30 protein-coding genes and 1 tRNA gene are annotated in these 22,166 nt (G+C 33.4%); 11 read left to right on the top strand and 20 right to left on the bottom strand.

Translation table 11 applies throughout. The features are described from left to right. Positions 1-213: 213 nt before the first annotated feature. The 16 genes from rplT to H8911_RS08280 all read right to left on the bottom strand — a co-directional run bounded on the left by rplT (position 214) and on the right by H8911_RS08280 (position 12,596). Positions 214-573 (bottom strand): 50S ribosomal protein L20, encoded by a 360-nt coding sequence (rplT, locus tag H8911_RS08355; protein ID WP_003865814.1) that lies wholly within the window; start codon positions 571-573, stop codon positions 214-216. Positions 574-591: 18 nt separating this feature from the next. Beyond that, on the bottom strand, positions 592-786 hold the full coding sequence (rpmI, locus tag H8911_RS08350) for a 50S ribosomal protein L35 (RefSeq protein WP_003865815.1): 195 nt from the start codon (positions 784-786) through the stop codon (positions 592-594). Positions 787-799: 13 nt separating this feature from the next. Continuing rightward, positions 800-1,351 (bottom strand): translation initiation factor IF-3, encoded by a 552-nt coding sequence (gene infC / locus H8911_RS08345; RefSeq protein ID WP_117926784.1) that lies wholly within the window; start codon positions 1,349-1,351, stop codon positions 800-802. Positions 1,352-1,579: 228 nt separating this feature from the next. Continuing rightward, a tRNA-Lys gene (locus H8911_RS08340) sits at positions 1,580-1,655 on the bottom strand. 81 nt (positions 1,656-1,736) lie between these two features. Next, positions 1,737-3,599, bottom strand: a complete 1,863-nt coding sequence (locus H8911_RS08335) for an ABC-F family ATP-binding cassette domain-containing protein (RefSeq protein WP_117926785.1) — start codon at positions 3,597-3,599, stop codon at positions 1,737-1,739. Positions 3,600-3,608: 9 nt separating this feature from the next. After that, the gene (locus tag H8911_RS08330) at positions 3,609-4,895 is read right to left on the bottom strand and encodes a hypothetical protein (protein ID WP_186999325.1); all 1,287 of its coding nucleotides are present in this window, start codon (positions 4,893-4,895) and stop codon (positions 3,609-3,611) included. A gap of 57 nt (positions 4,896-4,952) precedes the next feature. Beyond that, positions 4,953-6,308, bottom strand: a complete 1,356-nt coding sequence (gene asnS, locus H8911_RS08325; protein ID WP_186999324.1) for an asparagine--tRNA ligase — start codon at positions 6,306-6,308, stop codon at positions 4,953-4,955. 232 nt (positions 6,309-6,540) lie between these two features. After that, entirely contained in the window at positions 6,541-7,176 is a 636-nt protein-coding gene (locus H8911_RS08320) for a redox-sensing transcriptional repressor Rex (protein ID WP_117926538.1), read from the bottom strand. Positions 7,177-7,273: 97 nt separating this feature from the next. Then, the gene (locus H8911_RS08315; protein ID WP_117926537.1) at positions 7,274-7,873 is read right to left on the bottom strand and encodes a hypothetical protein; all 600 of its coding nucleotides are present in this window, start codon (positions 7,871-7,873) and stop codon (positions 7,274-7,276) included. Then, complete coding sequence (locus H8911_RS08310; RefSeq protein ID WP_199593316.1) at positions 7,866-8,114, bottom strand: TIGR03905 family TSCPD domain-containing protein; 249 nt, start codon at positions 8,112-8,114, stop codon at positions 7,866-7,868. Before H8911_RS08310 ends, H8911_RS08315 begins: the two co-directional genes overlap by 8 nt. Beyond that, positions 8,101-8,610 (bottom strand): Gx transporter family protein, encoded by a 510-nt coding sequence (locus H8911_RS08305; protein ID WP_117926535.1) that lies wholly within the window; start codon positions 8,608-8,610, stop codon positions 8,101-8,103. The genes H8911_RS08310 and H8911_RS08305 overlap by 14 nt, the downstream gene beginning before the upstream one ends. Beyond that, positions 8,607-8,963 (bottom strand): NusG domain II-containing protein, encoded by a 357-nt coding sequence (locus H8911_RS08300; protein ID WP_117926534.1) that lies wholly within the window; start codon positions 8,961-8,963, stop codon positions 8,607-8,609. Before H8911_RS08300 ends, H8911_RS08305 begins: the two co-directional genes overlap by 4 nt. Beyond that, on the bottom strand, positions 8,963-9,484 hold the full coding sequence (locus tag H8911_RS08295) for a hypothetical protein (protein WP_117926533.1): 522 nt from the start codon (positions 9,482-9,484) through the stop codon (positions 8,963-8,965). Before H8911_RS08295 ends, H8911_RS08300 begins: the two co-directional genes overlap by 1 nt. Beyond that, the gene (gene whiA, locus H8911_RS08290) at positions 9,477-10,424 is read right to left on the bottom strand and encodes a DNA-binding protein WhiA (protein ID WP_117926532.1); all 948 of its coding nucleotides are present in this window, start codon (positions 10,422-10,424) and stop codon (positions 9,477-9,479) included. The genes H8911_RS08295 and whiA overlap by 8 nt, the downstream gene beginning before the upstream one ends. A gap of 67 nt (positions 10,425-10,491) precedes the next feature. Continuing rightward, positions 10,492-11,679 (bottom strand): site-specific integrase, encoded by a 1,188-nt coding sequence (locus tag H8911_RS08285; RefSeq protein ID WP_186999323.1) that lies wholly within the window; start codon positions 11,677-11,679, stop codon positions 10,492-10,494. Between the two features lie 122 nt (positions 11,680-11,801). Continuing rightward, positions 11,802-12,596: a helix-turn-helix domain-containing protein gene (locus H8911_RS08280; RefSeq protein WP_186999322.1), complete on the bottom strand. Its 795-nt coding sequence runs from the start codon at positions 12,594-12,596 to the stop codon at positions 11,802-11,804. 123 nt (positions 12,597-12,719) lie between these two features. On the opposite strand from H8911_RS08280, the gene H8911_RS08275 reads away from it, so the two are divergent. The 7 genes from H8911_RS08275 to H8911_RS08245 all read left to right on the top strand — a co-directional run bounded on the left by H8911_RS08275 (position 12,720) and on the right by H8911_RS08245 (position 15,295). After that, complete coding sequence (locus tag H8911_RS08275) at positions 12,720-12,917, top strand: hypothetical protein (protein WP_186999321.1); 198 nt, start codon at positions 12,720-12,722, stop codon at positions 12,915-12,917. Between the two features lies 1 nt (position 12,918). Next, positions 12,919-13,143, top strand: a complete 225-nt coding sequence (locus H8911_RS08270) for a helix-turn-helix domain-containing protein (protein ID WP_255466338.1) — start codon at positions 12,919-12,921, stop codon at positions 13,141-13,143. Continuing rightward, complete coding sequence (locus H8911_RS08265) at positions 13,143-13,511, top strand: hypothetical protein (protein ID WP_186999319.1); 369 nt, start codon at positions 13,143-13,145, stop codon at positions 13,509-13,511. The genes H8911_RS08270 and H8911_RS08265 overlap by 1 nt, the downstream gene beginning before the upstream one ends. Further along, positions 13,504-13,815 (top strand): DUF6291 domain-containing protein, encoded by a 312-nt coding sequence (locus tag H8911_RS08260; protein WP_186999318.1) that lies wholly within the window; start codon positions 13,504-13,506, stop codon positions 13,813-13,815. The genes H8911_RS08265 and H8911_RS08260 overlap by 8 nt, the downstream gene beginning before the upstream one ends. Before the next feature lie 124 nt (positions 13,816-13,939). Continuing rightward, on the top strand, positions 13,940-14,317 hold the full coding sequence (locus tag H8911_RS08255) for a hypothetical protein (RefSeq protein WP_186999317.1): 378 nt from the start codon (positions 13,940-13,942) through the stop codon (positions 14,315-14,317). Positions 14,318-14,427: 110 nt separating this feature from the next. After that, positions 14,428-14,694 carry a hypothetical protein gene (locus tag H8911_RS08250; RefSeq protein WP_118356959.1) on the top strand — a complete coding sequence of 89 codons (267 nt, stop codon included), beginning with the start codon at positions 14,428-14,430 and terminating at the stop codon, positions 14,692-14,694. 16 nt (positions 14,695-14,710) lie between these two features. After that, entirely contained in the window at positions 14,711-15,295 is a 585-nt protein-coding gene (locus H8911_RS08245; protein WP_186999315.1) for a hypothetical protein, read from the top strand. Between the two features lie 210 nt (positions 15,296-15,505). Here H8911_RS08245 and H8911_RS08240 read toward each other — a convergent pair whose 3' ends face one another. The 3 genes from H8911_RS08240 to rapZ all read right to left on the bottom strand — a co-directional run bounded on the left by H8911_RS08240 (position 15,506) and on the right by rapZ (position 17,682). Then, on the bottom strand, positions 15,506-15,658 hold the full coding sequence (locus tag H8911_RS08240; protein ID WP_186999314.1) for a hypothetical protein: 153 nt from the start codon (positions 15,656-15,658) through the stop codon (positions 15,506-15,508). Positions 15,659-15,877: 219 nt separating this feature from the next. Next, positions 15,878-16,825, bottom strand: coding sequence for a gluconeogenesis factor YvcK family protein (locus H8911_RS08235; protein ID WP_117926531.1), 948 nt, complete (start codon positions 16,823-16,825; stop codon positions 15,878-15,880). After that, on the bottom strand, positions 16,822-17,682 hold the full coding sequence (rapZ, locus tag H8911_RS08230) for an RNase adapter RapZ (RefSeq protein WP_186999313.1): 861 nt from the start codon (positions 17,680-17,682) through the stop codon (positions 16,822-16,824). The genes H8911_RS08235 and rapZ overlap by 4 nt, the downstream gene beginning before the upstream one ends. 82 nt (positions 17,683-17,764) lie before the next feature. Here rapZ and H8911_RS08225 point away from each other — a divergent pair, with 82 nt between their 5' ends. From H8911_RS08225 to H8911_RS08215, 3 genes are read left to right on the top strand one after another with little or no spacing between them, the layout of a single operon-like run. Next, positions 17,765-18,286 (top strand): HAD domain-containing protein, encoded by a 522-nt coding sequence (locus H8911_RS08225; protein WP_186999312.1) that lies wholly within the window; start codon positions 17,765-17,767, stop codon positions 18,284-18,286. Then, on the top strand, positions 18,283-18,684 hold the full coding sequence (locus tag H8911_RS08220; protein ID WP_186999311.1) for a VanZ family protein: 402 nt from the start codon (positions 18,283-18,285) through the stop codon (positions 18,682-18,684). The genes H8911_RS08225 and H8911_RS08220 overlap by 4 nt, the downstream gene beginning before the upstream one ends. A 45-nt stretch (positions 18,685-18,729) precedes the next feature. Next, entirely contained in the window at positions 18,730-20,358 is a 1,629-nt protein-coding gene (locus H8911_RS08215; RefSeq protein WP_186999310.1) for a putative glycoside hydrolase, read from the top strand. Positions 20,359-20,389: 31 nt separating this feature from the next. On the opposite strand, the gene H8911_RS08210 is transcribed toward H8911_RS08215, so the two are convergent. Beyond that, positions 20,390-20,758, bottom strand: a complete 369-nt coding sequence (locus H8911_RS08210; protein ID WP_186999309.1) for a thioesterase family protein — start codon at positions 20,756-20,758, stop codon at positions 20,390-20,392. A gap of 133 nt (positions 20,759-20,891) precedes the next feature. On the opposite strand from H8911_RS08210, the gene H8911_RS08205 reads away from it, so the two are divergent. Continuing rightward, positions 20,892-21,908, top strand: coding sequence for a hypothetical protein (locus H8911_RS08205; RefSeq protein WP_222620994.1), 1,017 nt, complete (start codon positions 20,892-20,894; stop codon positions 21,906-21,908). Positions 21,909-22,166 lie beyond the last annotated feature (258 nt).

Genomic DNA, 22,166 nt, shown 5'->3' with positions numbered 1-22,166 from the left:
ATGCACTGCCCTGAATGTGATCATAAGATGATTGTAAAAAAATAATTCAGCAACTAAAAGGCAAATGCAAAATGTTGGCTATTACGATAGTCCTTTTTGTCGTTCCTCATAATCAACAATTTGTGACAATTCGACAGTTTTTCACATACCGCATTTCCCTGTTCCGAAACCAAAATCTTAATATACAAAAAAAACTGTCATACGACAGTTTAATTATGCATTTAAAGCTGCTTTTGCTTCTTCGCAAAGTTTAGTGAAGCCTTCAGCATCGTGAATAGCCATTTCACTTAACATTTTACGGTTGATCGCAATATTAGCTAATTTTAATCCGTGCATTAAACGAGAGTATGATAAGTCATTCATACGTGCAGCTGCATTAATACGTGTAATCCAGATTTTACGCATGTTTCCTTTTAACTTACGACGGTCGTTGTATGCATATCTGAATGAATGCATTACCTGCTCATTTGCAGTTTTGTATAATGTATGTTTTGATCCAAAGTATCCTTTGGCAAGTTTCAACACTTTTTTTCTACGAGCGCGTGAAACTGTTCCACCTTTAACTCTTGCCATTCTTTATATCCTCCTTAATTACTTAACTAACATTTCCTTAATACGTTTGTAATCTGTAGCATGTACAGTACCTGGTTTAGCTAAGTGACGACGTTGTTTCTTAGTCTTTCCATGGAAACGGTGAGATGTATAAGCGTGAGATCTCTTTAATTTTCCAGAACCTGTCTTTTTTACACGTTTTGCTAATCCTCTGTGACTCTTCATTTTAGGCATAGTCTAGTCCTCCTTACTTCTTTTTAGGTGCCAACACTGTTGACATCGTATTACCTTCCATTGAAGGTTTTTTCTCAACGATAGCTACTTCATCCATAGCTTCGATGAAGTCATTCATGATCTTACGACCAACTTCCAAGCGAGTGATCAAACGACCACGGAATCGCATATCAATCTTTACTTTCATACCCGCTTCGATCCATTTTGACGTCTGACGAACTTTTGTTTCAAAATCGTGTGTATCGATAATCGGCGATAAACGCAAAGATTTAACTTCAACAACATGTTGCTTACGCTTAGCTTCTTTTGCTTTTTTCTGTTGTTCGAAATGATAACGACCATAGTCTAAAACTTTACACACGGCCGGACGCGCCTTGGGTGCTACACACAACAAATCTAAATTTTGTTTGTATGCAATGTCCAATGCTTCTTTTTTTGACATAACTCCCAATTGTTCTCCATCCGCATTGATGACAAGAACTTCTCTAAACGGAATCTTTTCGTTAAACAAATCATCGTTTACATTATTTGGGGCAACTTTTCTATTATTGATATTCGACACCATCCTTCTTCATTTTTCCAAAAAGAAAATGGGTGCATTCCACACCCATCACTCTTTTTAAACGAATTCAAACTGAATTGGCCGTGAACCTATGTCTCTTAGACATCAGGTGAGAAGGGGTGCTTCTATCTTTCCATTTCTTTTACTCATTGATAATACCACACACATATGGTTTATTCAATATCTTTTTTCAAAAAAATAAAGCCGAGTAAATCGACTTAAACACATAAATGGTGGACTCTTGGGGATTCGAACCCCAGACCCACTGATTAAGAGTCAGTTGCTCTGCCAGCTGAGCTAAGAGTCCATTTATCAGTGCCCATTTATATTACCACAGCATATTTTTAAATGCAACTATTTTTTCAAAAAAGAGTGCCGAATTGACACTCTATTCCAACATAGCCATTTTTTCTTCCCACTCTTGCATCAATGCAGCAATTTCGTTGTGTTTATCATCTATTTTCGCATCTAACTCTTCCATCTTACGATAATCTTGGTAATATTCTGGTTCATATCTCAATTCTCGCATTGCCTCTAAATCTTGTTCTGCTTCCTCTAAAAGCACTTCTAGTTTTGCGACACGATTCTTAATTGCTTTTAAATCCGTGAAAGATACCGTTTGTGGCTTCGCTTCTTTTTCGACCTTGGCAACCGATTCCACAAGTTCATTACTTGCCTTTTTTTCTAAGTACTCTTCGTAATTCAAATCATACACTTTACTGATTGAACCCATTTCTAGTACACGTGTAGCCATCTTTTTTAAAAACATACGGTCATGCGATACAAATAGAATCGTTCCATCATATTTTTCTAAAGCGGATTCCAAAGCTTCTTTCGCCGGAATATCTAAGTGGTTTGTAGGTTCATCCAATAATAAAACATTATCATGCTCTAACATTAATTTTGCCAAAGCCAATCGAACTCTTTCTCCACCCGACAAATCATTCACTTCTTTAAAAACTTCATCCTGTGTAAAAAGGAAACTTGCTAACGTATTACGAATCTGTGTTTGTGTTGCATCCGGATCCATATCCCACAATTCATCCAATACATTCTTATTCGACTTCATCTGAGCACTTTCCTGATTGAAATACCCTACATCAATTTGATGGCCAAATTTAAAGCTACCTGATATCGCAGGCAGTTCTTTCACCAAAGTCCTGATCAAAGTTGATTTACCTATTCCATTAGGACCAACGATAGCCATTCTTTGTCCTTGCAATAATTGAAAAGAAACATCAGACAGCACTTTATCATAACCAACCTGTAAATCTTCCACTTCAAGAACCTGCTTACCACCTTTTCTTGCGCAAGTAAACACAGCCTTCATCTGACTTGTATCTGAAGTACTATCTTCAATTCTATCCATGCGATCTAAATATTTCTGCTTACTCTTAGCAAAAGCGGCCTTATTCTTTTTATAGCGGAATTTTTCAATCAAATCTTCTAAACGATGAATCTCTTGTTGCTGACGAATATACGCTTCATGATTCTTTTTTAGATATTCATCTTTTGCCTTCAAATAATGCGAGTAATCCCCCACATATCTTTGAGTTTTACCAAACTCAATTTCCACGATTTCATCTACAACATGATCCAAGAACATTCGGTCGTGACTCACTAAAACAACCGCGAAAGGATAATGCTTCACATAATTTTCAAGCCATTCAATAGCTGCAATATCCAAATGGTTTGTCGGTTCATCCAATAATAAGATATCTGGTTTTGTCAATAACAGTTTAACCAGCGCAATTCTCGTTTTTTGTCCAGAACTAAATTCACACAATTTTTTATTTAAATCACTTTCATCAAACTGAAAATGAAAAAACACATTCTTTAATTCCACCTCGTATTGATATCCATTCAATGCCTCAAAACGTGTCTGCAATGCATCATACTTTTCAAGTTGCTTCTCACTTGAATCCGTTTTAAGTACTTCTGCCTGAGCATTTAACTGCTTTTCCAATTCTCGAACCTTGTCAAAAGCCGTTAAAAGTTCTTCATACACTGTCTTTTCTTCGTCCACAAAAGTAATCTGTGCCAAATACCCAACATTTGTACCATTTAAAACCATACGAGAACCCGAATCATAGTGTTCCAGTCCACATATAGTTTTCATCAATGTTGTTTTTCCACAGCCATTACGACCAACCAACGCAATCTTTTCATTATCACGCACTTGAAAGTTAGCACCTGCCAAAACTGTTTTTGCTCCAAATGACTTTTGTATATTACTTAATTGTAACTTCATACTATCACCCTAAATTTCAAAATATCTAACAATACCTTTCACCAAAGTTTTCGCTATCGCATCCGTATTGTCGTTAAAATAAGCAACACTTTGAGAATTCATTGCGCTCGCATATGAAAAGTATAATCCATACATCCCAAAGACATCTTTATATTTTGCATTTCTCATTTCATCACCATAAACACCAGTGTATGTTGCTCTTCCACCAGTTTCTCTTAATTGTGGGTAAAGTTCATATTTTTTTACTTCACCCTTTTCATCTTCGGCAAATGAATCATATAAAACTCCATTTTCCTGCGTACTGTTCGTTCTAGCCGCATACAATGTCAAGCCACTTTGATCCATATAATATGAGATTGTATTAGCCAACCCACTATTTGTATATGGACTTGCCATCATATAAGGCGCATCTACATTTTCATCATAGCTTGCACCCAAGGCAATATATAATTTAGCCTTTGCCTTATAACCACGAGCCGGACGACCATCTGCACCATAATATCCAGGCGTTTCGTTTTCTTTACGCAAGATTTTTACCTTTAATCCCTTTTCTTCTAATTCTTTTTTTAATTTTTTCGCAAATTCCATGGAAGAAGTTGGTTCATCTAAAATTGATGTACTTGCACCATAATCTACTGTATTCGAGATGTAATTCATCGCATTTCCACATGGATCGATCACTACATCATATACATTGGATTTTGGGATATGCTTAGTGACAATAATAAACGTATAATTTTTCTTTAAATGAATATCATACTCTTTTAATGCCTCTTTATCTGCCACAAACGTAATATCTTTCACCTTTTTATTGCGACGCATTGTCGTGATTGTCTTTGCCTTAAATGCATCGTCAAAATAGATACGCTCCTTTTCATAATGATCATATGTATATAGTTCATAAATTCCTTCTTTTAAAGAACCTAAATCAATACCTGAATCCACTTTTCCATTAAATGTAAAACTTGTAATGGCATCATTCATAACATTTCTTAGAACAATGTTATTGCCTTGCATTTTATCCATTTTCTTTGTACCATACTCATCTTTATACAAAGACAACGTCTCCCCATAAACTAAATAATCACTGAGTCGATAAGACCCATCAAAACTTGTCTCCACCTTTTTTCGCAGCTTTTCAACATCCACTGTATCCAAATAAGATTGTGACAACTTATCTATTTCAGTTGGTCTTGATACATATAAAAAAACACAGACAACCACAATAGCGATAGTAACAACCCCGACGATCATCGTGCTTAAATTTTTATTATTAACTACTCTTACTTTTTTCATACCCCTTATTTATATCACACAAAAAAACAGGTATCAACGAGATACCTGTTTAATTCATTAGAAAATTAAATTTCTAGGTGTACGTGGATATGGCTGAACATCACGAATATTCGCAACACCACTTAAATACATCAACATACGGTCAAACCCAAGACCAAATCCTGAGTGCTTGCATCCTCCAAAGCGACGTAAATCTAAATACCATTGTAATGTCTCTTGTTCCATTCCAATTTCTTTCATGCGATTCACTAACACATCATAACGCTCTTCACGTTGAGAACCACCAACTAATTCTCCAACATAAGGAACTAATAAGTCACATGCTGCAACTGTCTTGTTGTCATCATTGACACGCATATAGAATGCTTTAATATCCTTTGGATAATCTGTTAAGAAAACAGGACCATTTACGACTTTTTCGCAAATATAACGCTCATGTTCACTCTGAAGATCCATACCCCAGAAAATATCCTGGTTTTCAAATTGATCTTTTGCTTTTTCCAAATATTCAATAGCCTTTGTATAAGTCATTCTTTCAAAGTTAGAGTTTGCAACATGAGTCACACGTTTAATACATTCTTTATCGATCATTGATGCAAAGAATTCCATTTCTTCTTTAGCATGTTCTAAACAATAGTTGATACAATATTTGATCATTTCTTCAATACAATCCATGTTATCGGCTAAATCCGCAAACGCAAGTTCTGGTTCAATCATCCAGAATTCAGAAGCGTGACGAGTTGTATTTGAATTTTCTGCACGGAAAGTTGGACCAAAAGTATAAACATTGCGATATGTTAATGCGAATGGTTCAACATGCAATTGTCCAGATACTGTAAGTTGAGCATGTTTACCAAAGAAATCCTTGTCATATTTTGCATCTTCACGAGTTGTAACTGTAAAACATTCACCAGCACCTTCTGCATCATTACCAGTGATTTCTGGTGTATGTACATATACGAATCCGCGATCCTGGAAGAATGTGTGAATTGCCATACTTAATACACTTCTTAATCTAAACATAGCATAGTATGTATTTGCACGAGGACGTACATGAGGAATTTCACGCATAAATTCAAAACTGTGACGTTTTTTCTGCAATGGATAATCGTGATCACATAATCCTAAAACACTAATACTTTCGGCTTGAATTTCAAATAGCTGTTTTGCATCTGGAGTACATACAAGTTTTCCTGTTACTTCCATAGCTGAACCTGTTGTAATTTTTGATACTTCATCAAAGTTTTCTAAGCTATCCGCATATACAACCTGCACATTCGAAAAAGTTGTTCCATCATTCAACGCAATAAATCCAACTGCCTTTGAATTACGATTTGTACGAACCCATCCCTGCAAAGTAATACTTTGTCCATCGTACTGTTCAAATGTTTCTTTTAATTTTTTTACTAACATAGTTTCTCCCTTCAAAATAAAAAAAGTTCCTTAATTAAAAGGAACGATTATTACCGCGGTACCATCCTGTTTCATCACACGTATGTATGCACTCAATTGGAATTTAACGCATTCCACACGTTACTGTCTACTTAATTTCTCCAGTACGACTCCACAGGTGTTATCAATCCAAACTTGCACTGTCTATTTTCACCTAACAAGACTCTCTTTACATGTTCGTTTTGGACGACTTCTATTTCTGCGTCTTTGTTTCTAATGAATTTGTAATAAATACCAATTCTTGTATTGATGATACCACATCAATACTTTTAATGACAACCCCTTTTGGGACTAAAAAATGTTGATGCGTAAAATCAACGATACCATTAATTCCACACTGTACTAATTTATCTACTGTTTCTTGTACATCATGTGAAATTGTTAAAATCGCAATACGACATCCTTCAGGAATCTTCGTATCTAACTCCGACATCGGATATACTTCGACACCAAATTGTGTTCCACACTTAGCTGGATCCACATCAAATGCACATGCGATTTCACCAACAACATAATCCCATTTATTATAATTCATTAACGCACGACCTAAGTTACCAGCACCAACTAAAATTATTTTTTCATCAAAATCAACGCCTAACTGACTATTAAATATTTCAATCAGTTTATCCACATCGTATCCGTAACCTTGTTTTCCAAGATTCCCTAAAAAGGAGAAATCACGACGAATTGTTGTAGGTTCAATATCTACAAAGCTCGATAATTCTTTGGACATAATTCGTTCAACGCCATTTTTTTGAAGTTTACGTAAAGCTTTTAAATATACCGGATACCTCTGTAAAGTTGCTTTGGGTACATTTCTATTCTGCATTTTATCACCCCACGCATTAATAATATCATATTTGTGATATATTTAACAAGTTAACTTGTGAAAAAATTTAAAAAACAAAAAAGTCGATTACTCGACTTTAGAAAATGGCTTGATCCACCTGCAACAACGTTGAATCCACATCTTGAAGAAGTGTTTGAATTCTTGAATTATAAAAATAAGGAACACCCTTCTTTTTCGCGAAATACAATACAAGCGCCCACAAAATTACTAGTAAAACAAATGAAACCCTAAAAGAAATGTGAATCAAAAGAACAAACACAAGTAAAAACACAATATACGCAAGTGTGTCTAATAAGATAAATCGTTGAAATATATTTTTCAGTGTAATCTGATAATAATCTCTTTTTCTAGATAGAAAAGCTTTCGTGATAGAATCATATTCCTCATTAAATTCCATCTTACTTAAATCATCCTGATTCTCTTTATGTTCTTTATAAAATACAACTTCCTGCATTCTTAAAAGACAAAACAACATGGCCTGCTTATTTTCATCTTTCGAAAACTTTTTATAATACAATTCCAACAACTTTAAATAATCATTATCCGAAATTGATTTTCCAACCATATTTTGTGCAATGACTTCTAAACGTTCTGTTAATACATCTGAAAATACAAGAATGTTATTTTGAGCACGTCTTTCAATTTCTTTTAAAGCCCCAAGAAAATGATCAGCCACGATATGCCTTAAGCGCACATGCGATTTGATCTGGACAAGATGTTGGCTTATTTCCACATGTTACTCCAGTCAAAGTATCGATAACTTCATCTACACTTCTTCCCTTCAATAAACATCCAATTCCCTTTAAATTTCCATTGCATCCACCAATGGCCTCAAAACTCTTAAGAATTCCATCTTCAATTTCAAAATTGAATTGACGACTACAAACACCCTTTGGTGTATAACTATATTTTTCCATAATTTCCTCCATTTAATCGGTCTAAAACCTTTCTACATACTACTGCTATTAATATACCACTCACAATGGACAATGCCAAAAGAATTGGTAAAAACAACTGCATAAAATACTGTTGGTAAATCCAAGTAATTGCGATTACTTGTCCTATATTATGAAAGCTAGCTCCAAGTATACTTACGCCATAAATCGAAAACACCTTACTTCGATACGCTAAGATCATCGCAATACAAGCCAAAATACCACCGCTTAACGAAAGCCAAAACGAAACAGAAAATAACATTCCCTGCATTAAGCTTGACAAAATGATACGAAGCAACGATACATAAGCCAATGATTTTTCATCATACATATAAAGTGCAAATAAGCCAGCAATATTTGCCAAGCCAATCTTATATCCAGGAACAATCATAAATATACCTATAAAGCTTTCTAAAAGCTGCAACAAAATACCGACCGCGACCAAGAAAGCTAAAATTACACTTTTCTTGACCCTCATTGTATCACCGTATCCTGACTGGCTTCTTTTTCAATTTTTACCACTGTCTCATTGGGCAAACATACAATGGGAACATTGGCATCCGAAACATAACCTTGTTTCGAACAATAATGATGTGGACTCTTTTCTTGTGTAACACGCACTTTTTTCTGTTTAACCTCAATATGCACTTTTCCAAGCTTTCCATTTACGACATACGTTTTATCTTTTGATAAATCTATACGTAAAACTTGTTTTTCCTTAACATATACACTCGCATACACATTTTCATTTTCACTAAAAAATAAAGGAACACATAGTACTACCGCTACGATCATAATGCATACTATCAGAATTTTATCTGCCTTTTTCATTATTGAACGACCACACTTACATTTTTCGTGACTGAATTTCCAAAACGATCACTGATTTTTACTTGTACATCCTGTGTTGATGCAGTGGACGTATCAACATTAGCTTCAAAAGTAACTCCCGATAGATCTGTTGCATGAAAATAGGAATTCCAATCAATATTCTGTCCAACCCCAATTGTGATTTGACCCACTTCACTTGCACATACTGGAGCCGTTGTATCTTTAACTTTTATCACAAAAGGATACTCTTTACTCCCATCCACAATCGCAAAGTCATATTCACCAACAACCAAATAATCCATTCCAGATGTCATAAAGCGATTATTTTTCTTATCTACCCCAACACTTTTTGAAACAACTTTTAAACGAGATGAAAAAGTCGCATTCTTTAAATATAAAGTTGGATTGGCATAAATATCTTTTCCAAGTTCAATCGTGAACATCGACTTTTTTAATTGAACCCCCAAGGAACATGCACACAATAAGAATGATAAGCTTATAATTCCTATTTTTTTAAGCATCCAATTCCTCCTTTAATTCTGAAGCCATCTGCTTCACTTTCGCTAAGCGATGCTTCATTCCAGATTTTGAAATATCTTCACCAAATTCATTTTTACACTCTAAACACAATTCATTTAGATTGGCCTCCGGATACATCTTGCGAATTTGCATCGCATGCATAATTTTTTCTGGAATCACAATATTTTTGGCATGACTCTCCAAAAACTCAATAGCCTCTAACTGCGATTTGGCAGCCTTTAAACTCTTTACCTCATTGGCAACCTCACAATTATCGAGGCGCGTGATCTGATTATAGAAATCTCTTTGAATTCTAGAATCCTCAAATTCAAACAACGCATTCGAAGCATTACATAAACGTAAGAAGTCTGCAATTTTATCTCCAGCTTTTATATATACCACATAAACACTTTTTCTTTCGATGACTTTTGCCGGCAAATAAAAACGCTGCATTAATTTTTGAACACTTAACGCTAAATCTTTTTCCTGACTCGACATTTCTAGATGATAATTACTCGATTTTGGTGAGTTGATACTGCCACTAGCCAAAAAACACCCTTGCAAATAAGCTCTAGCCATCTTTTCAGAACGAACCATTTTTACGCTTGGTGTATAACGCAAACCTGAATCAGTTAAAATCTGAAGATCTTCCAATATTTCTTGAGCTTTATCAAACACTTGAATGCGATAAATGTTATTTTTCTTTAACTGCATTTTTTTCAACACAGAAAGACGAGGATCGACATCATATAACGTTTTCATGATTTGAAAAACATGTTTGGCAATTGTTGCATTTTCAGTTTGAAACGACAAATACATGCCTTGCCAATTCATATGTAAACTTGCTCGCATTTGAAAAAGGGCACATAATTGTGCCTTCATCATTTGAGCATCGATTTCTTCTTTACAAATTTCTTTTTTAATTTCAGATGTAAAGGACAAGTCTATACCCCCTAACTTAAAGTAGCTTATTTTGGCTTTATATATAGCATTTATTTAATTAAATCAATCAATTTAATCTTTCATCTTTTAAATTTGTTACTTTTTTGTTACTTTTTGTGTCTAAATAGGCGTTGAAAGTGCAATTTATTGCTTCTTGTTTCTTTTCAAATGTGGTTTGAGCGTAAATGTCTAGTGTAGTGCTTGTGTTTGAATGTCTAGCAAGTTCGGACACTGTTTTTACATCTACCCCACTCAACACCAAATTAGAAATATATGTATGCCTTAAAGAATGTGGGTGAAAATCAATCCCTATCTTTTTGGCACTTTCTTTACATAGCCTACAACAATCAGTAGGTACTATATAATCACCATACTCATCACAACAAAGTAAATCATAAGGATTCTTTTTATACCATTTCTGAAGAATCTCTTTAAGTTTATCACACATTGGTAAAATTGCACGACTAGATTTTGTTTTCATTTTATCCGTACAATAATACTCTTCTTTTTTGAATCCATGATATACAAGTTGTTTATTAATTGAAATTGTATTGTTTTCAAAATCTACATCTTGTTTTGTAATAGCTAGAGTTTCGGCTTTACGAGTTCCAAGGAAATAAGACAGGTACAAAAAGATACAAAATGAATAATGTGTGAATGGTACATAGTTGCGTTTCTTTTCGTCAACAGTGCATAAGATTTTCACCATTTCTTCTAATTGCTCAAAAGTAATAATATCATCTTGCTTACGCTTATTCACTTTACCCCTAACAGTTACCATCAACATAGGATTGCTATTGATATATCCCACTCTTAGAGCGTATTTAAACGTAACGCAAAAGATTCTTTTGATTCCTGTTGTAGTTCCCATACCCTCATCACAAATACCATTGAAATACTCTTGAAGAGCCTTATAAGACAAGTTACGCATTTTTGCGTTGCCGATTCCATCTTTAATATGGTTTACGTATATACTATCATACGTAATCATAGTGTTATGGGTGTATTTGAATTTACCCTCTACATCCATATACTCGAGATACACTTCACTGAATGTTTTATCCTTTAATTTAATTTCAATTCCCTGTTTTAATTCCTGTTGCTTTTCAATTCCATGATTCAATGCTTCAGACTTTTCTTGAAATCCTCCTTTTGTGTAGCGTTGCTTAACTCCGTATGAATCCTCATAATCAATATACACTGTCCATGTATATCCTTTTTTAGCCTTCTTAGAAGTCCTCTTTCTAACAAACATATTCTTTTATCCTCCTATTTTATTTGATACATACTGTCAATTTGATATAATAGGAGCGAGAAATGTGTTCCGTAAATGTTTCTCGCCCAAGTCCTGTATTGCCGTACAGGGCTTTTTTCTATTTATTTGATTTGCTTTATATCATCTATCACATACATCTTCTCCCCCTTATATTTTATTTGTTTAAAAATTTCTAATTTCTTATAAAACTCTAAACCTTTTTGATAATCATAATTTTTCATGTTTAGGTACTTATTTCTTTTTTCATCATTTACTTTATATAATTTACTATTACAAACTTCATCAATAAAATCATCTATCAAGCAAATCACAAACGTATCAAAAGATGGTGATTTTACATTTATTTCATATCCTCTTAGTTCGACTAGTTCCTTTACTAAATCTTTAATATTGTGCATATAAGATTGTTCTAGTGTATCAACACGCTCATAATCAACTCCCTTAAATGACTTATCTAAATCATTATCAAACCCCTTTAAAACTGAAACAGAACAATTTAATGCTTTTGCTAGTTTCTCTAAATTAGCCTCAGATATTTCTATGTTTCCGTCATTTCTCCACGCACTAATAGTTTGTGAAGATACACCAATCATTGCACCTAAATCTATATTAGTTATATTCATTCTTTTCATTAATGAATCAATAACGTAAGGCGTTCTATTATTTGCGTTTTGTATCCTATCCGAATATAAAAACAACTCTTCTTTTGTTTTATCGCAACCCTTCTCTTTTAAGAAATTAAAAATCAAATCCATCTCATCATTTTTAAATTTAATATTTTGACATAGTCTTTTAGAAAGCCATTGTTCTTGACTCTTCTTTTTACTAAAACATTGAGCTAATTCCTTATTCTTTATACCTAAATATTTCAATTCGTTTGACAAATTAATATACACGTTTGTTTCCTCCATATAGAAATTGCTTTAATTGCTTGATTGCTATTTCTTTATTATTGCTAATATAATTATAGTGTAAATGTTGTAAAAATCAACAACAGAACAAAAAGGAGGTGAAAAACAATGAACAACAATGACATTCGTATGATGGCAAGAAATCAAGACGTTCGTTTGTGGCAAATTGCCGATAAATTAAATATGCAAGACAGCAATTTTTCTAAAATGTTACGAAAAGAATTACCAAGCGAAAAAAAAGAACACATTTATAAAATCATAAATGAAATTGCAAAGGAGCGTGAATGTAATACTACAAAATATTAAAATGCTTACTCGTGAAGAGGTGGCAACCTGTTTAAACGTGAACATCGATAATGTATCTATGTTATGTGATGTGGGAGTTTTGAAGCCTACTAAAATAGGAAGGGCTTATATGTTTTCTCAAGGTATGCTTTTAAAGTTTCAACATGATTATGAAGGTTTAAATGTATGTAATAGACTAAAAGCCTTAGAATCTAAAAAAATCGTTGAGCAAAGGGGGAGAAAATAATGAACGAGAAACATTTACGGAACACATTTCTCACTCCTCCTATTGAAAGAGGAGATTTTAATGAATTCATTAAAGAAAATCTCAAGGATTGGATTACATACGCCAATCTAAAAGAGCGTATCTTTAATGAATATGCCATTTCATACCCAAAACGGTCATGGAATAAATACATTGAAGTTAAAAATGAAGCCTTTTGCAATGGAGAAAACGATATGTATATCGCCCATAGCAATAAAGGCTATAAAATCACTAAAAACAAGGATGAAATTGTAGCTAGTGTAAATCATCTTCATACAATGGCATTAAATATGCTTTCTAAAGAATCTAAAGTAAAGAAAGCATTAAATAGGAGCGTAAACAATGGTTGACGTTCCCAAGCCTAAAAACGCACGCATTTCAATGTTGTGTTATTTTGATTGGCTTAACTCGTTTGAATTAATGTCAGACGAACAAATAGGAAAGCTTACAAAATACATTCTTATTTATGGAAAAAGTCTATATGATGGCATTGAAATAGCCCCACCATCAGACCCTAACATAAATTTTGTATTTCAGTTTTTAAAGGGACAAATTGATAGAGATTATCTTAAATGGGCAAAGAAATGCGAACAAAACTCAGAAAATGCAAGAAAGCGAACGCAATCGATCGATACAAACCCCAACAATTCTTAACGTTTGTAGCCGAATAGAATAGAACTGAATAGAATAGACTAGAAATAAGAATAGAGTGTGAATTTGAAGAGAAGAGATTCCAAAGAGAAGAGAAACTTTAAATGTTTCTAGGAGGAATAAGGAAATGAAAAAAACATATTATCATGGAACATCAATACAAAACGCTGAACAAATTTTAAAAGATGGAAAAATCAAAACAAACAGATTAGGTTATGTATCATTATGTGAATCAATCAATGATTGCAAAACCTATTATCAAATGCAAAACCTTCCATACCTATTAGATGAAGAATCACAAAAAGAAATGGCATATTTTGCCTTAGTTTTAGATGATGAATCTGTAATTGATAATGATGAATCATGTATCTACGCAAAAGGCTTTGCATATAACAAAGATATTGATTTATCCCATTGTATTGATACAGGTTCAATTAATTGGACAACAGGCAGTATCTTAATGAGAAATAATGAAGTATACGCATTTAGAAAGGAGGTGCAATAATAGCTAGACCATTAAAACAATTTGATAAAGAGCAATTTGAAAGACTTACAGGAGAATTCGGATTCACTCAAGAAGAGATTTGCCGTTATTTTAATACTAGTGACAAAACAATGTCTAAATGGGTACAACGTACCTATGGAGTCAATTTCTCCGAGTACTTCACTCAAAAAAATATATTGTTTAAAACTTCATTGAGAAGAGCTCAATTTGAACTAGCAATGAAAGGAAATCCTACAATGCTTATATGGCTAGGAAAACAATACTTAGGACAAAATGAGCGTACAGAGGTTAAATTCAATGCTTCAGAAGTAAATGCAATCAATAAAGATATGATTACAAACGTGGCAAAAGAAAGAGATTTAAAAGATTTTGAATAAAAGGAGGATGATGAAAATGAATGATATTCAAACACAATTAAAAACATTAAATACGACTATGGAGGGTAAAATGAATGAGATTCTTAAAAATAACCCTTCAGTCATTGAATACAATGACCTTTCAAAACAAGTAGAATCACTAACAAGTAAAATTGATTCACTTAAAGAAGTCATTGAAAATGCTAAAGAAGCAAAAACATATGAAATCGTAACAGAAAACACGCCAAAATTAAAAGTGTATCAAGATTTATTAAATGAGTTAGGCACTAAGAAAACAAAAGCATATAACGCCCTTAATAAGTGCCTAGAGCGTGAAAATTACACCGAATTGAATGATTGGGAGCGAGAATATAAAACGCAACGACAAGCCATTCTGAAGCCCTTAAAACAGGAATTGATTGATACATATAAACACATCATTGATTTAAACGCTCAAATTAAAAATTTAAGCTATGAATCATCAAGCAATGAATCGATTATCTTAAATAAATCATATGAGGGATGGCGTGGAAATCTAGCCTTTGATTTAGATTTATTAATTGAGCGTGAAGATTCTAGCCTAATGTATTTAATTAAACAAAAAACAGAGCATACTTTATAAAATATGTGGGCTCGTACACCTCAAGAACGCATATGCAATATAGACAAAGAAATAGAATTTTTGCTATTAAAATTAAATAAATGCAATCTCAATCAAGATTATATAAAACAGGAATTGTATTGTAGAAAAATCGCTTCTCTTCTTGAGGAACGTGAACGCATAATAAAAGGCAACTATTGAACTGTTGCCTTTTTTATATCTTAATTCATTTTATAGGTGAATCCATACTCTATAAACAAAATTGTATATTCGCTTAATAGTGTTAGAATCCATCAATGATAACATTTCATCTATCTTACGTACATAAGATTCTTTATCCATTTCTTTATTGTTTTGTTGGGTTGCTTTTGTTTCTTGTAACATGATTATATCCTCCGTTGTTTCGTGCTTATTTTTGTTACTTTCTTGTTACTCATTTAAAATTTGTAACTCAATTTGTTACTCAATTAAATAGGTTTATATCAGTCTATGACAGTATGTATCATATATTTTCACTGTATATAAAGCCTGTATAAGCACGTAACGGATATATGTCAGTTTGTATCCTTTACAAGAAATATACTTCAGATGTAAAGGACAAGTCTATACCCCCTTGATCAATTCTTCTACAACTTCTTTGACAGCCATTGGATTATGACGAATACGACCTTTTGTATCCAACGCCAATAAATCTCTTTGTATAATAGCATAGTCTGTTGCTTCATTTCCAATACAAATTGGATAACTATTTTGTGAAGCATACATGTCTAAAACTTCCTTGGGTAACATCGACTGGTTAACCACCACTAAATCTACTGGATGTTTAAATGAATGTTTTTCAATTGCATTAATATGATCCTGAACCGTATATCCATCTGTTTCTCCAGGCTGAGACATAGCATTACAAAAATAGATTTTCTTACAAGGGTTCTTTTCAATAGCCTTCGAGATATCCGAAATAATTAGATTCGGCATAATTGAAGTATATAAAGATCCAATTCCATAAATAATCAAATCGGCATTTTTAATAGCTTCAATAGCCGGTTTATATGCATGCACATACTTCTGATAAAAAACATGATCGATACTGTTGTATACTGTTGGGATATTTTTTTCTCCACGAACCAGCGTGCCATCTTTCATCATTGCATATAATGTAACAACATCCAATGTACTAGGAAGAATATTCCCCTTCACATTTAATACTCTTGAAATTGATTCAATTGCTCCCATAAATGAGCCTGTAGTATTGATCATTGCCAAGAAAATCAAGTTTCCTAAATTATGACCACCCACATCTTCGCTTCCTTCAAAACGATAATTCAGCAAATCAGAGAAAAAGCCTTCATCTTCTTCATCGGCCATAGCACATAAAACATGTCGAATATCTCCAACTGCAGGAATATTGTATATATCACGAATTCGTCCCGTACTACCACCATCATCGGCTACTGTAACAATGGCCGTTAAATCAACATCTTCCAAACGTTTCATACCCTTTAACATGCTTGAAAGACCTGTGCCCCCACCAATTACGACTATTTTTTTCATTCTTCGTCAACTCCAATATCACGGTGCGATTTAAAACAACGATATGTATCCTTATATTCATCATACAACCAGTTACAAATCGAAACCGAGCGATGTTGACCACCTGTACATCCAATCGCAACAATCATATGGGACTTGTTCTGTTTCTCGTATTGTGAGAACACAAAATCACAATAATCCTTTAGTTTTACAATAAACTCTTGTGTTTCTGGTTTATCCATTACATAGTCATATACTTCTTTTTGATTTCCTGTTTTATCTCGAAGCAATGGATCATAAAATGGGTTTGGCAAGAAACGAACATCAATGACCATATCTGCATCTAATGGTACTCCATGTTTAAATCCAAAAGATTGGAATGTGACTGTAAACACGCTTCTTTGAGCACTTTTAAAACGGTGTAAAACACGACTTGCCAAAGCAGAAGTACTTAATTTTGTCGTATCAATATGAATCGTATTCTGTGAATTCTCTTGTAGATGATCCAAAAAATCGCGTTCTACTTCAATCGCATCTTCTAATGTTGTAGCCAAATGATTCACGATCATTGGATGTTGTCTTCTTGTAAAGCGATAACGTAACAACAATTCTTCATCGCTGCAATCTAAAAACAAGATTTGAAGATCGCGGTTAATATTTTCAAAGTAGCTCACAAAAGCCTGGTAATCAATAGCACTCACACTAAGTGCTACATTTTTATAATGAGACTCATCTTTTCTTAGTAAGTCTTCTAAATTATCCAACAATTCCTTAGGAAAATTATCCATACAATAATAGCCCAAATCTTCTAGAGCATTCATTGCACTTGATTTTCCGGCCCCTGACATTCCTGTCACAAGAACAATTTTATTTTCCATAATCACACATCCTTTTTACAGATTATACCAACATTTGAACTTGAGTACAATTTTGACTATCATAATAAAAGGAGGAACACATATGAAACCATGTATATTTTTAGATATCGATGGAGTAATCAATCCGAGTCGTAAAAAGAATTCCTATTGTCTCGATTACAATTTACCAGATGTCCTGGCAAAAAAATTGAACCACCCAAAAATTGCCACACTAAACGCATATTTAGTTAATCAAGTTTATTATTGTTTTTCAAAAGAAAGTATTCAACTTTTGAAGCAACTCATTGAAAAATATGATGCTCAAATCATCATCACAAGCTCATGGAGAATAGTCTATTCATTAGAACAACTTCAGGCCATGTTTGACATCTTTGATTTAGGAAAGTATGTTAAATCCGTTACCACTTTGATTAATCCACGCACAAAAGCTATTCAAGAATTTATTAATGAAAACAATGTGACAAGTTATATTATTTTAGATGATTTTGACATGTCCAAAGCTTTCGATTATCATTTTGTTTATGTTCGCCACTATTTCAAAGAATCCGACTACAAGAAGGCGAACTATGCTTTATTTATTCAACAAAAGGAGTTTTCGAATTGAAAAAACACATTTTTACCATTTTTACAATCTGTAACATGCTACTGATCTTTTATTTTTCCAGTCAAAATGCAGCACAATCCACACAAACAAGTGCCTGGTTTTTACAATTTTTACCATTCTCAATGCATATCGTTCGTAAACTCGCACATTTCACAATTTATGCCATGCTTGGATTCAATACATTCTATATGTATAAGAGCTATGGTGTGAAACACTCTGCACTATACGCTTTGGTCACATGCATTCTATATGCTTGCAGTGATGAATGGCATCAATCTTTTGTCTCAGGAAGAAGCCCGCAGATTACAGACATATGCATTGATACTTGTGGTGCTTTATCCCTAATTCTATTAAACATTGGTCTGATTCGATGGAAATCATCCCAAAAAGCGCTTTAAAATTGACAATTATATGAATTATGCTACGATTCTATTGGTGATTACATGAAAAGTAAACAAATGTTCATTCTTCCAATGCTAATCGTGGCATTTTTATTTTTACTTACCTTAGCCGCAAACTCACTCCACCCTACTCGATATATTAAATGCGATACCAGTAAGCTAACGGTAGAAAAAGCACATTTAGAAGATGGTGAAGCTGTTATTGAAAAAATTAAAATTCCTAAAGGTACAAAAGTAAAAGTTCATCAAAAACAAGAATATTCAAGCATTATCATATACAATCACGATAAACTAAAAGTTAAGAATTCAAATCTCGCAAATAGTTTTGAAGAAGCTACTCACTTAGATTATGTCTATTGTCGAAGACTGGTAAACTTAAGAGAAGAAAAAGGTGGAAAACTAAGTAAAGTGATTGTCAAGAAAGGTGAAAAAGTAAAGGTAGTCTCCATCGATCAAAAAGACTGGGATAAAGACACAGGCCAAATTCGTTGGTACAAAGTCAAAAAGCAAAACAAAACCTATTACTTAAGTGGTGCATATGTGGAATCATCAAGAAAATTAGCATTAAAAAAGTATGATCAAGCCATATCTTATTCGACATATTGGGATGATTACTACAAAGATGGATATTCTAAAGATGCCTACACATCACAAATTGACTACAAGCCTATCAAAAAAGAAATATATAAAGAAAATTCGATGCCTAAACATGTTAAGTCCGTCCATGTATCAATGGACAATTTCATCAACAATCAAAAATACATCGAAAAGTTAAAGAACATCAATACGATTATTGTCGAAACTAAGAATGATGAAGGCTCAGTTTTATATGCGAGTGATGTATGTAAGGATTATTTATCAAATCCTAGTCAAGCAACAAATAATGCGATGATCTCAAAAAAAAACTTAACAAAAATCATAAAAGAATACAAAAAAAAGGGATTCTATTGTGTAAGCCGTATCGTTACTTTTAAAGATGCTGTTTTTGCGATGGAAAACCCAAATGAATCATTAACGGACCACAATGGCAATTTAGTTGTCTACAACGATCAATACTGGCCTAGTGCGTATTCTAGAAAAGCATGGATGTATAATGTGGAACTTGCCAAAGAGTGTGCTGATCTAGGCTTTAATGAAATTCAATTTGATTATGTCCGTTTTCCTGATGGAACCGCAAGCGCAAACTCTAAACTAAACTTTCACAATACATATAAAGAAAGTAAAGTAGCCGCCATCCAAAGTTTTCTTCAATACGCAAAAGAAGAATTATCCCCAAAACGCGTTTATGTTGCAGCCGATATGTTCGCGTGGCCTATTGTAGCTTGCGATGATCAAGATATTGGACAATTTCTTCCAGCCATCGCCAATGTCGTTGATATCATTTGTCCTATGCCTTATTTAGATCACTTTTCAAATGGAAGCTTTAACATTGATAATCCTATTGAAAAGCCATACGACACTTTATATGCATTCACTAAGATCAGTGACGAGCAATTAAAAAGTATCAAATATCCCGCTAAATACCGAACATGGATTCAGGGATACAATATAGATGCAGATGGTGTAAAACAAGAAATAAAAGCACTTAAAGACACAAATTACCCGGATTATATGGTTTGGTTAGCTAGTGGCGATAAGAAAGATATAGATAGAATCAAAAGCGGATTTTAAAACCCATGCATATTAACATGGGTTTCTTTTTTTATTTCTGGTATGTTTTATCGATAAATTTTTGTGCATCAACCACAAAACGACTGTGTACACCTTTTCCAATTGATTTACCATCTTGGAACGCTTGTACTTCATAATCAATTTTGCGACCATCCACATTAACCATCTTAGCCTCAATTGTGATTGTTGCCCCTAATGGACTTGCCATATCATGAGACACATTCATACTGATGCCAACGCTTGTCTTACCTTCTTCTAATTCTAGGCATAGACATGCAGCCTCTTCCATCCATGCGATCATTTGCGGTGTAGCTAATACATCCAATGATCCACTCTTCATAACGGAAGCCAAATTTTGTTTTTCAACCACACGTTGAATTCGAATTGTTTTTAAATCCATGTTTGTTATCCCTCCTTTGATATATTAATCCATTGTTAAAATATTGACAATGTATTTTATTAGTTTCCTCGTTCTGTGATAGAATGTATTAAGAGAAAAGAATCAATCATTTCTAATAGAAAGTAGGTCATATATGTATTCTAAACAAGAAGAAAACCTAATCCTATACCAAAAATCAAAACATAAAATCACTATACATCTTATTCTTTATTTTTTTGTACTTTGCGTTTATTTTTTAGCCATGGCATATCTTTTCTCAAGCATGGAATTCTTGAAAGTAGATGATCCAGCATTCCGCTCTATGTTGATCAAATTAGGAATCGGACAGATTCTTTTATATGGCATCACATTTCTTCTTCTTTCAACAGGTAAAAAATGGTTTCGTATTCTATATTGGATAAATATTGCGATCAGTTTTTTGATTATATACTTTCCAATCAAATTATTGTTGTCAAACCTTACAACCATCTTACCATTCTTTGTCCTTGTTGCTTGTATGCTTTTAAAAACCATTGTACTTTGCCAAATTGGGGGATACTTAAGAAACAATCGTTGGTGCAAGATTTATTTTGATCACACAATCGAGTTAGACGATGAAAACGATGATTGGGTAGCTAAACAAACAAAGAATGTAGATTATGAAAAAATCAAAGATAAATACGAAAAAAAATTCGAACCAACTGAACAAGATGAAGAAGATGAATATGTAGTAGAAAAAGCTCCTATGACTTTGCCCCAACTATCCGTTCGTTTAGGCATTATTATTTATGGCGAATTAATTTTATTTCCAATTCTAATACAAATCTTTTCAAATCTATTTGCAAGTTTGGATATGCAAAAAGTATTTGCAACAAAAGACATGTTTATGTTGTGTATTTTTACTGCTTTTATTTGGACCATTCCATTATTCTATATGTACTACAATCAAAAGGCGACAAAGAAGATTATCGCATGTTGTATGATAGGCGAATTTATTCGTATTTTAGTTTATTTACCAACCTTTATGAACTACTATAAATCACAGGAATATTCGCTTCGTGTATTTATCTTCTTTGTGATTCTAGATCTCATTCGATTGGTTATTCTATCTATATTCGCAATCCGTGTTTTACAATCAAAACAAGAATATGCACAAAATCCCAGAGACTAATTCCAATGTCATTAAGTTAAGCTAACGGGATAGTGACAGTGATAAATTCTTATTAAGTTAAGCCTGGATACAATTCTATATCCAGGCCTTTACTTACGTTACAGTTAAAAATGTGGTATTTAAGGTATGACGAAAAGGTAAATTTTTGCACTTCAAAAAAATTTGCCTGTGACTCATATATGAAATATAATCAATGTAGCGCTATGATGCTTTTGTATTAAATGGTATAGCCGATTTAGGTTTCATATTGCGCTGATA

Source organism: Holdemanella hominis (assembly GCF_014306155.1).
Classification (GTDB): Bacteria; Bacillota_I; Bacilli_A; order Erysipelotrichales; family Erysipelotrichaceae; genus Holdemanella; species Holdemanella hominis.
The sequence above is the reverse complement of the archived record's forward strand: the minus strand, read 5'-3'. Positions and strand labels throughout refer to the sequence as shown.

Excerpts from the sequence above, each read along its gene's own strand:
- rpmI (WP_003865815.1), bottom strand. The coding sequence starts at position 786 with ATGCCTAAAATGAAGAGTCACAGAGGATTAGCAAAACGTGTAAAAAAG.
- H8911_RS08235 (WP_117926531.1), bottom strand. The coding sequence starts at position 16,825 with ATGAAAAAAATAGTCGTAATTGGTGGGGGCACAGGTCTTTCAAGCATG.
- H8911_RS08320 (WP_117926538.1), bottom strand. The coding sequence starts at position 7,176 with ATGCAGAATAGAAATGTACCCAAAGCAACTTTACAGAGGTATCCGGTA.
- H8911_RS08270 (WP_255466338.1), top strand. The coding sequence starts at position 12,919 with ATGCTTACTCGTGAAGAGGTGGCAACCTGTTTAAACGTGAACATCGAT.
- H8911_RS08255 (WP_186999317.1), top strand. The coding sequence starts at position 13,940 with ATGAAAAAAACATATTATCATGGAACATCAATACAAAACGCTGAACAA.
- H8911_RS08215 (WP_186999310.1), top strand. The coding sequence starts at position 18,730 with ATGAAAAGTAAACAAATGTTCATTCTTCCAATGCTAATCGTGGCATTT.
- H8911_RS08210 (WP_186999309.1), bottom strand. The coding sequence starts at position 20,758 with ATGGATTTAAAAACAATTCGAATTCAACGTGTGGTTGAAAAACAAAAT.
- H8911_RS08265 (WP_186999319.1), top strand. The coding sequence starts at position 13,143 with ATGAACGAGAAACATTTACGGAACACATTTCTCACTCCTCCTATTGAA.
- rapZ (WP_186999313.1), bottom strand. The coding sequence starts at position 17,682 with ATGGAAAATAAAATTGTTCTTGTGACAGGAATGTCAGGGGCCGGAAAA.
- rplT (WP_003865814.1), bottom strand. The coding sequence starts at position 573 with ATGGCAAGAGTTAAAGGTGGAACAGTTTCACGCGCTCGTAGAAAAAAA.
- H8911_RS08335 (WP_117926785.1), bottom strand. The coding sequence starts at position 3,599 with ATGAAGTTACAATTAAGTAATATACAAAAGTCATTTGGAGCAAAAACA.
- H8911_RS08260 (WP_186999318.1), top strand. The coding sequence starts at position 13,504 with ATGGTTGACGTTCCCAAGCCTAAAAACGCACGCATTTCAATGTTGTGT.
- asnS (WP_186999324.1), bottom strand. The coding sequence starts at position 6,308 with ATGTTAGTAAAAAAATTAAAAGAAACATTTGAACAGTACGATGGACAA.
- H8911_RS08275 (WP_186999321.1), top strand. The coding sequence starts at position 12,720 with ATGAACAACAATGACATTCGTATGATGGCAAGAAATCAAGACGTTCGT.
- infC (WP_117926784.1), bottom strand. The coding sequence starts at position 1,351 with ATGGTGTCGAATATCAATAATAGAAAAGTTGCCCCAAATAATGTAAAC.
- H8911_RS08285 (WP_186999323.1), bottom strand. The coding sequence starts at position 11,679 with ATGTTTGTTAGAAAGAGGACTTCTAAGAAGGCTAAAAAAGGATATACA.
- H8911_RS08240 (WP_186999314.1), bottom strand. The coding sequence starts at position 15,658 with ATGTTACAAGAAACAAAAGCAACCCAACAAAACAATAAAGAAATGGAT.
- H8911_RS08300 (WP_117926534.1), bottom strand. The coding sequence starts at position 8,963 with ATGAAAAAGGCAGATAAAATTCTGATAGTATGCATTATGATCGTAGCG.
- H8911_RS08310 (WP_199593316.1), bottom strand. The coding sequence starts at position 8,114 with ATGGAAAAATATAGTTATACACCAAAGGGTGTTTGTAGTCGTCAATTC.
- H8911_RS08250 (WP_118356959.1), top strand. The coding sequence starts at position 14,428 with ATGTCTAAATGGGTACAACGTACCTATGGAGTCAATTTCTCCGAGTAC.
- H8911_RS08205 (WP_222620994.1), top strand. The coding sequence starts at position 20,892 with ATGTATTCTAAACAAGAAGAAAACCTAATCCTATACCAAAAATCAAAA.
- H8911_RS08330 (WP_186999325.1), bottom strand. The coding sequence starts at position 4,895 with ATGAAAAAAGTAAGAGTAGTTAATAATAAAAATTTAAGCACGATGATC.
- H8911_RS08225 (WP_186999312.1), top strand. The coding sequence starts at position 17,765 with ATGAAACCATGTATATTTTTAGATATCGATGGAGTAATCAATCCGAGT.
- H8911_RS08245 (WP_186999315.1), top strand. The coding sequence starts at position 14,711 with ATGAATGATATTCAAACACAATTAAAAACATTAAATACGACTATGGAG.
- H8911_RS08295 (WP_117926533.1), bottom strand. The coding sequence starts at position 9,484 with ATGCTTAAAAAAATAGGAATTATAAGCTTATCATTCTTATTGTGTGCA.
- H8911_RS08305 (WP_117926535.1), bottom strand. The coding sequence starts at position 8,610 with ATGAGGGTCAAGAAAAGTGTAATTTTAGCTTTCTTGGTCGCGGTCGGT.